This window comes from Sphaerisporangium sp. NPDC051011 (genome assembly GCF_040653595.1).
In the GTDB taxonomy this organism is placed as follows: Bacteria; Actinomycetota; Actinomycetes; order Streptosporangiales; family Streptosporangiaceae; genus Sphaerisporangium.
In genome coordinates, this window is record NZ_JBFAGG010000007.1 from 228,925 (window position 1) to 244,419 (window position 15,495).

Consider the following 15,495-nt stretch of genomic DNA (forward strand, 5'->3'; position numbering starts at 1 on the left):
GCCTCCGTATCTTCCTTGAATACCTTTCTTGTCAAGCGTGGAAGGCATCTTCCCGTTCCTTCTATTCCTCTGACCGAGTGGCCGCCTCGTTAGAGGGCTCGACTCCTTTTAGAGCATTGGCCCGGAGCAACCGGGTACGGTTCCGTATATCCAGTCCGATTGGTACTGCGCGGCACAGTACTTCGTGGGGTTGGTCCAGATATCGGCGGCCTCGAAGACCCAGAGAAGGTCACTGAGGAAGCTGAAAGCCCCCAGCATACGCCCGCCTACTCGCCCGAAGTGAGATCCCCCATATGGCGATCCGCCGCGCTCTGTGATCGCCGGCTGCTTCGGAAGGTACTTCCAGCGCCCCTCGTCGTCGAAGATGTCCGACGCCTTCAGATTGTCGCTGCCAGTATTGGGGCTCCCGAACGCCGCGGGCTTACCGTTTGATTCCCATCGAATGTTCACCCCGTTTTCGTGGGCGTATTGCTGGAGGTAGGCCTCGCATCCTTTCGGACCGGGACAGGGACCCTGGCTGCCGTTCGAGAATATGACCAACGTGTTCCCTGGCTTCAACAGGCCTTTCTCCTCGAACCAATCAACGATGCGCCGTTCGAGATGGGTTTCATAGCTTTTCGACTCGCCCATTCCCTTGTTCACCTTGCCGGTGAAGAAGCCGGACTCGAAGTATAGGCGCTTTCCCTGCTTATCGTATACGGCGGCGGCGCCGAGCAGGCGCCCTTCATCGCGAATGACGCTCCTGGCATTTCCGCCGTTCCTCCGATATGTGTACTCGTACTGTTCATGCCAGGACATGAGTCCGTTCTTGTACCGATGTGCCTTGTACTCGTCATATCCGCCTCGCTGCCAGGCTCCCCACTCGCCCGCCGTCATGTCGCCGGGCTCTGGCCGGTGGCCGTCGAGTTCGATGTTGCTGATGGGGTTGCCGCCGGTGAAGGTGTAGCGGTTGGCGGTCCAGGGGTCGGTGCCGAGGCTGAGGTCTGCCAGGGCGCCGTTGTAGGAGTCGAGGGTGAGGAAGCGGTTCAGACCGGGGTTGTAGTCGCGGAACCCCATGTCGTACATGCCGGTGGAGTTGTCCCAGCGTTTGGCGTTGTACCGGTAGGGGTTGTACTCGTCTTTGGCGGTGGGGTCGGCGGGGTCGGGTTTGTCGATGCCGGTGAAGAGTTTGTCGTCGTTGGTGCCGTAGGCGGTGTAGCCGTAGGTGGCGCGGGTGTCGCCGTTCTCCTTGGTGACCTGTTCGACGTCGGTGTGGGGGTTGTAGCCGTAGTAGGAGGATTCTTCGGTGTCGTCGGCATTGACCTTCACCTGGGAGAGGCGCTCGCCCCAGGCGCTGTACTGGAAGGACTTGGTGAGTTTGCCGGCGACCTCTTCATCCAGGACCTCGCCGGACAGGCCGAGGTAGGAGTAGAGCGTGGTCTTGGCGGCGGCGGTGCCGTCCTTCTCGGTTTTGCTGGTGGTGCGGTCCAGCGGGTCGTAGGTGTATTTGGTGACCGTGCTGGTGGCGCCGTCGGAGTTGAGCTTGTCGTGCCGGATGATGTGGTCGAAGCCGTCGTAGGTGTACTTCTCGAGGGCTTTGCCGCCGCCGGTGATCTGGCGCAGCCGGCCGTACGGGTCGTAGGTGTACGTCGACGTCGCGCTACCGGCGATCGAGGTCATCAGGCGGTTGCGGTCGAAGGTGAACTGGGTGCGGACGCCCTTGACGGTCTGGTCGTAGACGTTGGAGCCCGCGTCGTGGTTGTAGGTCTCGGTTTCGGTGGCGCCGCCGCCGGCCGGGGTTTTGACGGTTTTGGCGATGCGGTCGCGGGGGTCGTAGGTGTAGTCGTAGACGTGTTCGAGGTAGGCGCCGGGGTTGTCGGCGTTCTGGAGTTTGGCCTGGTCGCGTGAGCGGTTGAGGTTGCCCTGGTAGTTGATGGTGTGTTCGGAGACGACCGTGGCGTTGGGCTTCTTCTCCAGGCTGTGCTGGAGCAGGCCGTCGAGGAAGTGGTCGTAGGTGACGGTGTTCCCGTTGGCCTTGGTCTCGGTGAGGCGCTCGGCGCGCGGGGTGTAGGTGTAGCGGGTGGTCTTCGGCGAGGGGTCGGTGGCCGACTTGGCGTTGGTGACGGTGTCGACCAGGTCACGCACGTCGTAGCCGTAGGTGGCGATGGTCTTGTCGTGGGTGCGCTTGGTGACGGCGCTGTTCTCGTTGTAGTCGTAGGTGGTGGTGTTCTTCACCACCGCGTCGAGCTTTTCGAGGATCTTGCTGACCTGGTTGAGGCCGGTGTAGGAGATGTCCCAGGTGTCGATCTTCGCGTTGGGCGAGTGGTCGAGGATCTGGGTGAGGTTGGCGTTGGGGTCGTAGGAGTACTCGAAGTCCTTCTTCTCGGTGTCGGTGTCGGCGCTGTTGTCGCGGACCAGTTTGACGCTGTCGGCGGCGACGGTGCCGTTGGCCTGGTCGGTGAGGGTGATGGTGTGGGCGTTGCCCTCGGCGAAGGTGTAGCTGCCCAGTTCGACCCACTGGCCGGCGTTCTTGGTCTGGTCGACGGTGGCGGTGGCCTGCCCGCCGTCGTACTTGACCGTGTAGACCGCGTTGGTGGCGCCTGCTCCTGAGGGGTACTTGACGTAGGCCTTGTAGGTGCCCGCCCTTGGTGTGGTGAGCGTCCAGATGGCCGCTGAGGTGCCGGTGCCTGCGGGGGCGGTGGCGTAGTCGTAGCCGGTGTAGCCCGATCCGGCGGAGGTGGTGGCCCAGGTGCCGGTGAAGGTGACCTGCCCGGTGTCGGAGTTGTCACCCAGGACGACGTCCAGGCCGAGCGGGGTGCCGTTGTCGGCGTGGGCCTTGAGTTTCCCGTCGGGGTGGTAGGACCAGGTGAGCGCCCGCTGGGAGGATCCGCCCGCGGAGGTGACGGTGCGGTTGGTCTGCTCACCGAGCGGGTTGTAGTCGTAGCTGGTCTTGATGTCCCACGGGTCGGTGGTGGTCTTGGACCAGCCGTTGTCCCAGTAGGTCATCGAGGTGACATTGCGGACCGTCTGCCCGTGGGACGGCGGAGCGGAGATCTCCCTGAGCCGCGACACCGCGTCGTAGGCGTACTTGACCGAGTCGGGGGTGTTGTAGACGGGATCGTCGCGATCGAAAGGATAGATCTGCTCGCTGGGCCGGTTCAGCTTGTCGTACTTGGTCTCGGCGATGAAGTCGGTCGGGTCGTCGGTCGTCTCCACCCCGCGCGGGGTGATGACCTTGGTGCGGTTGCCAGCTTGGTCGTAGACGAACTGGATAGTGGTGTACTTCACCACGCCGCCGGTCTCCGAGTGCGGGACCTTGGTCTCCACCACGTCGCCGCGCCCGTCGAGCCCGATCAGGGTCTTGTTGCCGTCCTGGTCGGTGGTGCCTTCGACGAGGCCGTCCAGGTCGTAGTCGGTGATCGTCTGGTGTCCGGCGGCGTCCTTGACGTGGGTGACCCGGTGGTCGCGGTCGTAGGTGTAGATCGCGGTGTAGTCGGCGGTGTCGGCGGTGGCGTTCTTGCGCGGGTCGACGACCTTCTCGACGTTGCCGACGTTGTCGTAGATGTAGGTGATCTTCTTCTGCTCGGCGTTGATAACGTCGGTCAGCTGGTAGATCGGGTCGTACACATACGAAGTGACGAAGTCGGCGGGGTCGGACGGGGTGAGGTTGCCCTTGGGCTCGGTCTGCGTCTTGAGGTTGCCGGCCAGGTCGTAGGTGAAGGACGCCTTGCGCTCAGGACCGTTGGGGGCATCCTTGGGCAGCAGCGACTCGACCAGCTGGTCGGCCTTGTCGTAGACCGCAGTGGAGACGGCCCCGTTGGGGGCGGTCATCTGGGTGATGTTGTCGTTGGCGTCGTAGACCGGTGGCGGGGTGGTGATGAAGACGCCGGCGTCCTGGTCCTTGGGGACCTTGTTCTCCAGCGGGCGTTTGAAGATGTCGTAGGTCTGGGTGGTCTTCTTGCCCAGCGCGTCGGTGACCGACAGGACGTCGCCGCGCACGTCATAGGCGGTGGTGGTGACGTTGTCGTAGGCGTCGATGATCGTCTGCGGGTACCCCGTGGGGTGGTAACCGCCGTACCGCGTCGCATTGCCGTTGGCGTCGGTCGACTTGACCAGCTGGCCGAAGGCGTCGTAGTCGTAGCCGGTGGTGTAGTCACCCGCGGCGGGGCTCGCCACACCGAGCGGGTCGGTGACGGTCTTGAGGTTGCCTGCGGTGTCGTAGCCGAACTGCCAGCTGCGCCCCTCAGGGCTCCTCTTCCCGGTGAGATCGGCGACGTAGCCGTTGAGGAAGCTCTGGTACGTCAGCGTGGTGGGAGCGGTGCCGTTGGCGTTGGCCTCGGCGCCCTTGATCTCAAGCGGGTAACCGGTCTTCTGGTCGAAATTCCAGGTGGTGTAGGCGCCGTTGGCCTCGGTCAGTCTGGTGACGTTGTGGTCGGGGTCCCACTGCAGGGCTGTGGTCTCGGTCTTGGCGTTGGTGATCGACTCGGGTCGGCCGTAGGCGTCCAGCACGTACTTGGTGGCGTGCTGAAGCGGATCGGTGACCGTCGCCTCGATCTTCCCGCCCTGCGGGCCGTCGGGGTCGACGTAGTCGAAGTGGGTGACCCCCGACAGCCGGTCGGTCAGGTCCTCGATCTTCCACTTGTCCTTCGGGTCGACCGGCGCCTCGTAGTACTTCAGCGCGGTGGCGTTGCCGCGCGGGTCGGTGACCTTGACCAGCTTGACGTTCTTGTTGCCCTGGGTGGCGTCATAGGCGAATTTGAACGTCTTGGCCTGCGCGTCGCCCGCGCCGTCGACCATCCTGGCCATCAGACCCTTCACGGTGTACGCGAAGGTGACCTTCCGGCCGGCGATGTCGGTGACGGACTCGACCTGGTCGATGATGTGCGGGTTGGTTAGCTTGGTGTCGTCGACCGGGTTCCAGGTGTTGTCGTCGATGTACGTGTAGTCCTGACCCTTCTTGTAGTAGGTCAGGCTCAATGTTCTGCGGCCGGCCGCGTCGGTGATGTACTGCAGGAACTTGGTCGGCTTGTTGTTGGACTTGCGACGTTCGTAGGTGAACGACATGGTGTTGCCGTTGTTGTCCACGATCGCCGACTGGAAGCCCTCGTCGTCGAAGAAGAACTGCGTGCGGTCGGGCTTGGTGAACACCCACTGCCGCGACGGGTCCGGTGAGACGCGGGCGGGATTGTTCGGGTCGGCGACCCGCTGCAGGTACAGGTGCACACCACGGGGGTGGGTGTAGTCGCACACGGCCGGGGTGCAGACCGAGGCACCGTGGGTGTCCAGCGTCCACACATGCGTGGTGCCGTCCCCGTCGGTCAGCCTGACCTGGGTGGGCCACTGCTGGCCCGGCGGGTGGAAGTACACCTGCGACCCGAGCCGCTGCAACGTCGAGGTCTGCAACGACCAGCCGTACCCCATCGAGGAGGCCGAGGTGTCCAGGCTGTTGTAGGTGGTGCGGACGAAGGTCTGCGCGCCGCGAGAGGGGTTTGAGTAGGCGTTGTACCCCCACACCACGTTGCCCGCGTACGGGTTCACCAGCGCGGTCGAGCCGGCGCCGGTGTTCTTACCGGTGTAGGAGTAGAACTTCTCCGCCCCCAGCAGGTCCGAGGTGGGGGAGTCGAGGCGGATCTGCTGCGGAAGCTGCGGCAACTGGTGGGTGGCGGACTTCCAGTTGTTGGTGGAGGTGTCCTGTACGTCCCACACCAGATCGACGGCCTCGGCCTTGTTGCCCACGTTCGACAAGGTGGCGGGGGCCTTGATCTGCGCGGTGACCGCGACCGTCTCGCCCGGGGCCAGGTTGGCGGGCAGCATCGTCTTGACCTGGTTGGAGCCGGTCGACACGTCGGTGCCGTCGGGCAGCTTCCAGAAGTAGGACAGCGCGGTGGAGGCGGCCGGCCAGGTCTGGGTCGTGGTGTTGGTCACCGCCACCGTCACCGTCTGAGTCGCGCCGACCTCCAGCCGATCGGGGGTTCCCGGCGCGTAGAAGGACGAGGAACCGGAGGTCTTCTCGGCGTAGGTCACCCGCAGCCGGGGCCGCAGCACCGTCTCGCCGTCGGCCTCCGTCGCGAGGAACTGGGCCGACTGCTTGGCCGTGCCGGCCTCGTTGGCCACCTTCACCAGCAGGCCGAAGTTGGACGCCGGGGTGGTGGTCCACGCCTTGGCCGCGCCGGTCACCGTCCACTTGCGCCAGCCCGGCTGCGCGCTCACTCCGCTCACCGATCCGAGCACTGCGGCGTCGAAGTCGCCGCCGGCGGTGGTCCACAAGGTGGTGCCGTCGGACTTGGCCCAGGTGGCGGCCTCGGTGAACGCCCGGGTCAGCTTGTGGGCGTTGAACGTCACCCCCGAACCGGAGGTGTTGACGCCCCACAGTGACAGCGTCGCGTCGCTGATCTGCGCATCCGCTGGTATCTGCGCGGCGTAGTCGTCGAACTTCACCACCGCACGCGTGTTGGCCAGCGTGGTCGCGGTGTTGCCCACCTGCAACCACTTCTGCCCGGTCACCACATCATGGGCCACCGAGGGCTCACCCGACGACAGCGTCGTATCCGCGGACCCGTACAGGATCTTCGAAACCTGGCCCGGCCGGGGCAGGATGACCCGCTGGGACTGGGAGACCACCTGCCGACCGTTGGCCAGCTTGACCACGATCCAGTAAGTGGCCTCGTGGATGTAGGACGGGTCGGCCACCGCCTCCGGGTCGCCACCACCGGTGGTGTCGGTGTAGGAGGTCACATCCGGCGCCAGCGGCGCCACCAGAGTGTCCACCACCCCGCCGGTCGCGGGGATCTGGCATCCCGACGGGCATTCGCGGTGCACTTGGTACTCCACGATGTCGTCGGAGGCGTCGCCCGGGGTGGGGTCGACATACGGGGTCCACGACAGTTGCGCGCCGGTCGCGGTGGCGGTGGTGACCGGCTTGAGCACCACGCCCGGGTTGCCGTAGGTGATCACAAGCTTGGGCATGTTGACCGTCTCGCCGGTCATGCCGTCCCCGCCGTACAGGTCCTGGGACGCCTCGTACACCGGACCAGCGATCGCCCCGGCCGAGCCCTCGTCGGCGGCCTTGAGCAGGATGCCGTTCATCGGCGCGTCGATCGAGGACATCCAGCCGTTGACCATGGTGGTCACGTCGAAGGAGTGCCACCGGGAGAACTCACCGGGTTGGCGGATCACCGAGGAGGCCACCGTGGGCGAGAACGTCGGCTGGGTGTTCCAGTTCACCGTCCAGGACTCCCACGGCGAAGTGATCTCATGGGCCTCGATCGTCACCGGCCCGGCCTCGCCCAGCGCCTGGTCGAAGTAGGTCTCCAGCCGGGCTTGGTCCACCACGGTGCCAATCGGCACCTCGTCATTGGTGATGTTGAAGTACAGCAGCGCGCGGTTGATCCCGGTGGCTGAGATCTTGCCGACCGGCAGCTTCCACGAGGAGTCGTAGTTGGTGGTCTTGGCAGCCGAGTTGACGTAAGTGTCCGATGACTCGAACTCGCTTTCCGGCTGGATGCGGACCGTGGGGTCGATCACCACCGGCCACTTGCGGTCGGGCGCGGCGAGCCATCCCGCGTCCGGGGTCAGCGTGATCGTCGCCTCGCCGCCCCGCTGGGTGACGGCCTGGGTCACCGCGTCCGAATACTTCTTGCCGTACGGGGACGTCTGATCGGCTTGGGAGTCGATCATGAAGGGCTTGGGGATCGTGAACGCCGGCCGATCCGAGCCTTCCGGCAGGAACGCGATCGACCCATCGGCCTGGGCCTGTGCGCTCACGCCGCCGGTGCCGACCGTGAAGGCGTACGACGCCCCCGCCGCCGGCGGCTTGGACAGCACCAGGTACTCCTTCACCCCCTCGGAGGTGAGCTTGTACACCACATCGACGCCGTCCCACACGCCGCGATAGGTCACCGTCGACCCGGCCACCTCGGGCGTGACCTGGCGGGCCTGTCCGGCCACTCCCAGGGTCAGCCGCCGGTCACCGGCCCTGACCTCGGCCAGCCTGCCGGTGCTGTCACCGAACCGGGAGGAGAACCCCGTCCTGTCGTTGCCGAGGCTGAACCCCTCCCCGGCGACCGCGCGGATCCGGGTGTCGATGTCCTGCCACTTACCGGCGGAATCCCGGTAGTACATCGGCGTCGAGGACACCTCGGCCTGCAGCCGGCCGTCCTCCAGTTCGAACACCCGGCGCTGCGCCGAGCGTTTACCCGTCAGTTCCTTCACGCGCTTGCCCGGCGGCTTGGCCTTCTGCGGGGTGGGCGAGCCGTTGCGTCCGGGCAGGGCGATCGTGCCGTCGCCCGGGCGAATCTCGCCCTTGGGGTCGCCGGTGAACAGCCCGGTGAGCCCGTCGGACAGCCAGCGGGTCAGCCGGGACACGATTCCCGGCTCTTGTGAGGCGTCGGTGTTCTGGGCGTAGGCGGGGGCGGCCGGGGCCATGGATGCCAGCAGCATCAGGGTCACGGTGACCGCGATGGCCCGGCCGGCCTTGAGGCGTTTACGGACGGGACGCGGTGGGGGTTGGGGTAGGGGGCTGCGTTCAGGGAGGGACTCGCGCACGGGCACTCCGCTCTCAGACAGGCGAAAGACGGCAAAATCGCCCCAATCACGCCAGAGACCGCACCCAGGGTCAAGATCAACACAGCGTGACCACGACCCTATTCGAACACGTGCTCCCATATCGGCCGAGTCGCGTGCTACATGTGCGTCCTCACTGGATTAACGGGAGTCGGTGACTCGGAGTCAAAATCACTGTCGGTCATATGCGCTGGTCGCACGCGACGTGCCGTTACTGAATCGTGATCCAACGCGGGGCGTCGGGCTCATGCGCAATGAGAATTCAACTCCACGAACCACGATTTTCGCCTGAATCGCAGGGGGTTCTCGGTCTTGACGGCGAGGAGTTTCGTCTTCCTCATCTCGAGGGATCCGCAAGGCCGTCGAACGGAACGTCACCTCCCTGATCCGCGGAGTGCGCGAAAGATGCCGGCTGGGAGGCGCTGATTTCCGCTCCGTCCGTGGGCGGGTGCGTCCTGAGCCCGGCCCACGACGGCGTCCTGAGCCCGGCCCGCGGCGGTGTCCTGAGCCCGGCTTATGGGCGGGAGGCTCGTTATGCTTCACGGGTGCGAGTGCGGCGGCTTCATGACTGGCCCGCGACGGTTCCGGAGGCCCGGGCCTTGCAGGAGGAGTTGCGGGGGCTGGTGGATCTCGCCGGGCCGGGGCCGGAGGAGCCGGAGCTCGTGGCGGGGGTGGACGTCGGGTACTCGCCCGAGGACGACCGGCTCGTCGCGGCCGTGGTGGTGCTGCGGGCCGGGACGCTGGAGGTGGTGGAGGAGGTCGCCGTCTCCGGGCGGGTGCGGTTCCCGTACGTACCGGGGCTTTTCGCGTTCCGGGAGCTTCCCGCGCTCGTGGAGGCTCTGGAGCGGCTCACGGTGACTCCGGACCTGCTCGTCTGCGACGGGTACGGGCTCGCGCACCCGTACAGGTTCGGCCTCGCCTGCCATCTTGGCGTCCTGACCGATCTGCCGACGATCGGTGTCGGGAAGACGGCGTTCGTCGGCGCCTGCGAGCCGCCCGGGCCCGAGCGGGGCGCGTGGTCGGCCATTACCGACGGTGGCGAAACAATAGGAAGAGCCCTGAGAACGCGGCGGGACACCAAGCCGGTCTACGTCTCCCAGGGGCATCGAATCAGCCTTTCCAATGCATGCCGTCAGGTCCTGGAACTGGCTCCGCGCTATCGAATCCCCGAGCCGATCCGGCAGGCCGACCGGCTCTCACGCCGCGATATTTGAGAGGCGGGCGACGGGGGTCAGTCGTACCGGGTCGCGGCGAACCCGTGGCGACCTCCCGGAGCCCTGTCGCCCTCTGGCCCGGCGAGTGCCCTGTGCCGGGGTCAGGGAAAACCGCACGTCAGACGGCTGTCTGTGGCCGGGGCTGCGCTTCGGGAGCGTGGCCGGGCGGCGGTGCGCCCGCGCCGGGAACCAAAGGCGACCGGCGTATTCCAGAAAAACAACGCATTCCGTCCGCCCATTCTCGTGTCCGCCGCGTAGTCTTTTCTCATGGCCGTGGGCCGAAAGTCATTTCGTTTCCACCGCCAACGCTGCCAATGCAAGAAACGATTAATTGTCAGTGCGAGAAATGATGAGGTGCAGGAGATGGCCGGTCAGTTGAACACCGCCGCCGTGGAAACGGCGCGTACGCGTGCCGTTTCCGCCGCCGCGGTGGACGGGGGGGACGCGCCGGACGTGTTACCCGGGTCGGTGAGCGAGCAGGCGGAACTGCTGCGGATCGGCATGGACTCCTTGCGCCACGAAGACCCCGCGCTCGCCGTGCTGCTGGACGCAGAGGTGGGCCAGCAGGCGACCACCCTCGCCATGATCGCCTCGGCGAGCGTCGCGGACCTGTCGGTTCTGGCCGCCGGAGGGGCGGTGCTGTCGAACCTGACCGTCGAGGGATATCCGGGCGCGCGTTACCACCCTGGTTCCTCCCAGTTCGACCAGGTCGAGACGCTGGCGATCGAGCGGGCCAAGGAGCTGTTCGGCGCGCGGTACGCCAACGTGCAGCCGCACTCCTGCTCGTCGGCCAACCTCGCCGTCCTCGCCGCGCTGCTCCCGCCGGGCGGCACGCTGCTCGCCCTCGACCTCGACTCCGGCGGCCACCTCACCCACGGCTCCCGCGCCTCGGTGACCGGTCGCCACTACAACGCCGTCCACTACGGCCTGGACGACTCCGGGCGCGTCGACTACGACCAGGTCGCGGAGCTGGCCCGCCGGCACCGGCCGACCGTTCTGATCGCAGGGGCCAGCGCCTACCCGCGCACGCTGGACTACGCGCGGTTCCGCGAGATCGCCGACTCCGTCGGGGCGTACCTGCTCGCGGACATCTCGCACATCGCGGGGCTGGTGGTCACGGGGGAGCACCCGAGCCCGATCGACGTCGCCCACGTCACGACGACGAGCACGTACAAGCAGCTCGCGGGCCCGCGTGGCGGCCTGATCCTCAGCGGCCGGGACGCCGACTCCCCGGGACCCGACGGCCGCACGCCGCTGGCCCGGCTCCTGCAGCGGGCGGTCTTCCCGCAGTCGCAGGGCACGCCCAGCCCGGCGACGATCGCCGCCATGGCCCGGGCCTTCGCCCTCGCCTCCGGCCCCGAGTTCCGGCGGACGGCGCGGCTGATCGTCCAGGACGCCCAGGCGCTCGCCGCCGAGCTGTCCAGGCTCGGCTACCGGGTCCTGACCGGCGGCACCGACAACCACATGGTCGTGATCGACGTCGCGGAGCGCGGGCTGACCGGGGTGATCGCCGAGCGTGCCCTGGAGGAGTGCGGCATCCTCGCCAACCGCAACCGCATCCCCGGCGACGTCAAGCCGCCGCTGGTCACGAGCGGCCTGCGGCTCGGCACCAACATCCTCGCCCAACGCGGCATGGGCCCGGACGAGATGCGCGAATGCGCCCGCCTGCTGCACGCCGTGCTGACGGCGACCATCGCCCTGTCCGACAGCGCGTACCGCATCGACCCCGCGCGGGCCGCCGAGGTGGGCGCGGAGGTCAGGAGGCTGTGCGTCCGGTACCCGCTGCCCTTCGATGGCCGCGCCGACGTCTACACCCCAGGAGCCGTCCAATGAGCATCGACCTCCAGCAGGATCTTCAGCAGGCCCTCCAACGGGACTTCCCGCCGGATACGACCTCCTCGGACTGGCCCCCAGTGCTGGTGCCGGCGGACCGGCCGCGCCGCCCGGGGGCGTGGGCGCGGCGCACGGCCGTGGAGCACGCCGACCTCGGCGTACGGACGCCCTCCGGTGGGGCCGTCCTCGGGGACGTGCTGGTCGCCGGGTTCGCGGCCCTCCTGTACCGCTACACGGGCCAGAACCGGGTGAGCCTGGACCGCGCCGGCGCCGATCGGGTGCGTGGCGCCGAGCGCCTGCGGTTCCGGGTCTCCGGGGAGTCCACGCTCAGGGACCTGGCGGACAGCGGCGAGACCGTCCCCGCCCCCGAGGCCGCCCCGGACGTCGAGGCCGTGCCGGACCTCGCGGGTGCCCCCGGTCCCGTGGCCGTCCGTTTCGCGCTCGCCGCGGAGCCGTCCGCCCACGAGTCCGCCGGCGAGTCCCCGTACGAACTGCAGCTCGTCGTACGCCCCGGCGCGGACGGCGCCGCCGCCCTGGAGCTGCACTACGACACCGCCCTCTTCAACCAGGCCACGGCCGCGCGGCTGCTCGGCCACTACCGGACGCTCGTCCAGGACGCCACCGCGTCCCCGGACCGCCCCGTCGCGCGGCTGCGGCTGCTGACCGACGCCGAGCTGCGGCGCACGCTCGTGGAGTGGAACGCCACGCGGACCGACCTGCCGTACGACGTCTGCCTGCACGAGGCGTTCGAGGCCCGGGCGGCGGAGGCTCCGGACGCCGTCGCGGTCGTGAACGGCGCGGAGCGGTGGACGTACGCGCGGGTCAACGCCGCCGCCAACCGCCTGGCGCACCACCTGCGCGCGCTCGGCGTCGGCCCGGACATGCGGGTCGGCCTGTGCCTGGACCGCTCGCCCGGCCTGCTGGTCGCGGTGCTCGGCATCCTGAAGGCGGGCGGCGCGTACGTGCCGATCGACCCCGACTACCCGGCGCTGCGCATCGCCACCATGGTCTCCGGGACGTCGTGCGCCCTGATGATCAGCCGCGAGGCCCTGACCGCGAACCTCCCCGGCGCAGGCGAGGGCGCGCCGCTGGTGCTGCTCGACCGGGACGCCGAGCTGCTGGCCGCGCTGCCCGAGCACGACCCGGAGCCCGCCGTCGGGCCGGAGAACCTCTGCTACATCATCCACACGTCCGGATCCACCGGCGAGCCCAAGCCGATCGCGCTGCGCCATCGCGGCGTGATGAACAACATCGCCGACCTCAACACCCGCTTCGAGGTAGGCCCCGGGGACTCGGTGCTGGCCCTGTCCTCGCCGAGCTTCGACATGTCCGTGTACGAGTTCCTCGGCCTCACCACCGCCGGCGGCACGATCGTGATCCCGGACCCGGCACGGACCAAGGACCCCGCGCACTGGGCCGAACTGCTCGCCTCCGAGAACGTCACGGTCTGGAACTCCGCCCCCGCCCTGCTGGGCCTGCTGGCCGACCAGATGGAGCAGACGGGCGCACCGCCGCTGCCGTCCCTGCGCCTGGCGCTGCTCGGCGGCGACTGGGTGCCCGTGCCGCTGTTCGACCGGGTGCGCGCCTTTGCGCCGGCGCTGCGCTTCATCGTGATGGGCGGGGCCACCGAGGCGTCCATCCACTCGACGATCTACGAGGTGGAGGCGGCCGACCCGGACTGGACGAGCATCCCGTACGGGCGGCCGATGGCCAACCAGCGCACCTACATCCTCGACGATGCCTTGCAGCCGGTGCCGCCGGGCGTGCCCGGAGAGCTGTACCTGGCCGGGATCGGCCTCGCCCGCGGGTACCTGGACCAGCCGGAGCGCACCGCCGAGCGGTTCACCGAATGGTCGTACGGCGAGGTGACCGGCGAGCGTCTCTACCGCACCGGCGACCTGGCGAGGTTCGGCGCGGACGGGCTCATCGAGTTGCTCGGCCGGGTGGACTTCCAGGTCAAGATCAACGGGCTGCGCGTGGAGCTCGGCGAGATCGAGGCCGTCCTGCGCTCCCACCCGTGGGTACGGCAGACCGCGGTGGCCGCCCGCGAGGGACGGCTGGTCGCCTACATCGTGCCCGAGGACGAGGCCCCGAGCGCGGACGAACTACGCGAACTCGGAGCGGAACGCCTGCCGGACTACATGGTCCCCACGGCGTTCGTGACGATGGAGCGCCTGCCGCTCACGCCCAACGGCAAGCTGGACCGCAAGGGACTACCCGAGCCCGAGGTTACCGGCGCCGCGTACCGGGAGCCGCGCACGCCCGAGGAGAAGACCCTGGCCGGCGTGTACGCGGAGGTCCTCGGCCTGGACCGGGTCGGCCTCGACGACGACTTCGTCGCGATGGGCGGCGACAGCATCCGCTCCATCCAGGTGGTGACGCGCGCCCGGGCCCTCGGCGTCGAGGTCAGCGCCCGGCAGGTCCTCCAGGCCCGGACCGTCGCCGAACTCGCGCTCGCCGCGACCGGCGCGGAGCCCACCGCCGTCGAGGACACCTCGCAGCCGCTCATCGCGGTCAGCGAGGACGACATGGAGTACTGGAGCCAGGACCACCCGCACATCTCGGACGTGTGGCCGCTGACCCCGCTGCAGACCGGCATGCTGTTCGAGTCGACGCTGAACGACACCGGACACGACGCCTACCTGCTCCAGTCGATCTACCACCTCTCCGGCCCGGTCGACGCGACCAGGTTGCGGGCGGCGGGGCAGGCCCTGCTGGAGCGGCACCCCAACCTACGCGCGGCCTTCGTCGCCGACGAGATGGGCGACACCGTGCAGATCATCGTGGACGGGGTGGAACTGCCCTGGCGAGAGATCGACCTCGGCCACCTGGGGGAGGGCGAGCGGGACGAGGCGTTCCGGCGGTTCCTCGCCGAGGACCAGACCGTGCGCTTCGACCCGGAGACCCCGCCGCTGCTGCGCATGACCCTGGTCACGTTCGACCCCGGGCGCGCGGAGCTGGTCCTCACCATCCACCACGTGCTCATCGACGGCTGGTCGGAGCAGGTGGTGGGACGTGACCTGCTCCGCCTCTACGCCGCCGCCGGCGACGCCTCCGCGCTGCCACCGGCACGCGGGTACCGGGACTTCCTCGCGTGGCTGTCACGCCAGGACCGCGAGGCGAGCGCCCGGGTCTGGGCGGGCGAACTCGCGGGCGTGGACGGGCCCACGATCCTGGTCCCGGCGGAGGCGTCCCCCGGCGGGAGCGAGGGCATCGGGGAGGTCTTCCTGGCGCTGTCGCCGGAGGAGTCCAAGCTCCTGGCCGGGTGCTGCGCCGAGCTGGGCGTCACGGCCAACACCGTGGTGCAGGGGGCGTGGGCCGTCCTGCTCTCGGCGCTCACCGGCCGCGAGGACATCGTGTTCGGTGCCGTCGTCTCCGGCAGGCCGGGCGCGCTGGCGGGCGTGGAGTCGATGGTCGGGCTGTTCATCAACACCATCCCGGTACGGGTGCGCCTCGCCCCGGACGGGACGGTCGCCGGGCTGCTGACCGCGCTGCGGGACCGGCAGACGGCGCTCCTCGACCATCACCACCACAGCCTGAGCGAGATCTACCAGGCCGCCCGTGTCGAGACGCTGTTCGACACCCTGGTGGCCTTCCAGTCCTACCTGTGGAACCGCGACACCGAGGCGACCGCAGCGGCCGGGATCGAGCTCACCGGCCCCGAATCGGTCGGCGGCAACAGCTACCCGGTCACCCTGGTCGTCGAGGCGGACCGGGTGATCCTCCAGTACCAGCGGCACCTGCTCGACCAGCCCACGGCCGAGGACATCGCCGCCGGCTTCCACGCGGTCCTGGGCCGGATGATCTCCGACCCGGGCGGGCACGTCGGGGCGGTGGCCGAGCAGGCCGGCGGAAAGGCCCAGACATCGTGACCCCATGAGCCGTCACGGCGTCCCCCAGCGCCGGA

4 protein-coding genes are annotated in these 15,495 nt (G+C 68.4%); 3 read left to right on the forward strand and 1 reads right to left on the reverse strand.

Annotated elements, in window-relative coordinates; genetic code table 11:
* Positions 1-108: 108 nt before the first annotated feature.
* Positions 109-8,418 carry a DNRLRE domain-containing protein gene (locus AB0H21_RS18420; RefSeq protein ID WP_358517648.1) on the reverse strand — a complete coding sequence of 2,770 codons (8,310 nt, stop codon included), beginning with the start codon at positions 8,416-8,418 and terminating at the stop codon, positions 109-111.
* A gap of 668 nt (positions 8,419-9,086) precedes the next feature.
* Between AB0H21_RS18420 and nfi the strand changes: the two genes are divergently transcribed.
* From nfi to AB0H21_RS18435, 3 genes are all read left to right on the forward strand, one after another.
* The gene (gene nfi, locus AB0H21_RS18425; RefSeq protein ID WP_358517650.1) at positions 9,087-9,755 is read left to right on the forward strand and encodes a deoxyribonuclease V; all 669 of its coding nucleotides are present in this window, start codon (positions 9,087-9,089) and stop codon (positions 9,753-9,755) included.
* A gap of 363 nt (positions 9,756-10,118) precedes the next feature.
* Positions 10,119-11,588 carry a serine hydroxymethyltransferase gene (locus AB0H21_RS18430; RefSeq protein WP_358517652.1) on the forward strand — a complete coding sequence of 490 codons (1,470 nt, stop codon included), beginning with the start codon at positions 10,119-10,121 and terminating at the stop codon, positions 11,586-11,588.
* A complete protein-coding gene (locus AB0H21_RS18435; RefSeq protein WP_358517654.1) occupies positions 11,585-15,460 on the forward strand; it encodes an amino acid adenylation domain-containing protein in 3,876 nt (1,291 codons plus the stop codon). The genes AB0H21_RS18430 and AB0H21_RS18435 overlap by 4 nt, the downstream gene beginning before the upstream one ends.
* The last annotated feature ends 35 nt before the right edge of the window (positions 15,461-15,495 follow it).

Bases quoted from the DNA above. Each gene is read 5' to 3' on its own strand.
- AB0H21_RS18420 (WP_358517648.1), bottom strand. From the start codon at position 8,418: ATGCTGCTGGCATCCATGGCCCCGGCCGCCCCCGCCTACGCCCAGAAC.
- AB0H21_RS18430 (WP_358517652.1), top strand. From the start codon at position 10,119: ATGGCCGGTCAGTTGAACACCGCCGCCGTGGAAACGGCGCGTACGCGT.
- AB0H21_RS18435 (WP_358517654.1), top strand. From the start codon at position 11,585: ATGAGCATCGACCTCCAGCAGGATCTTCAGCAGGCCCTCCAACGGGAC.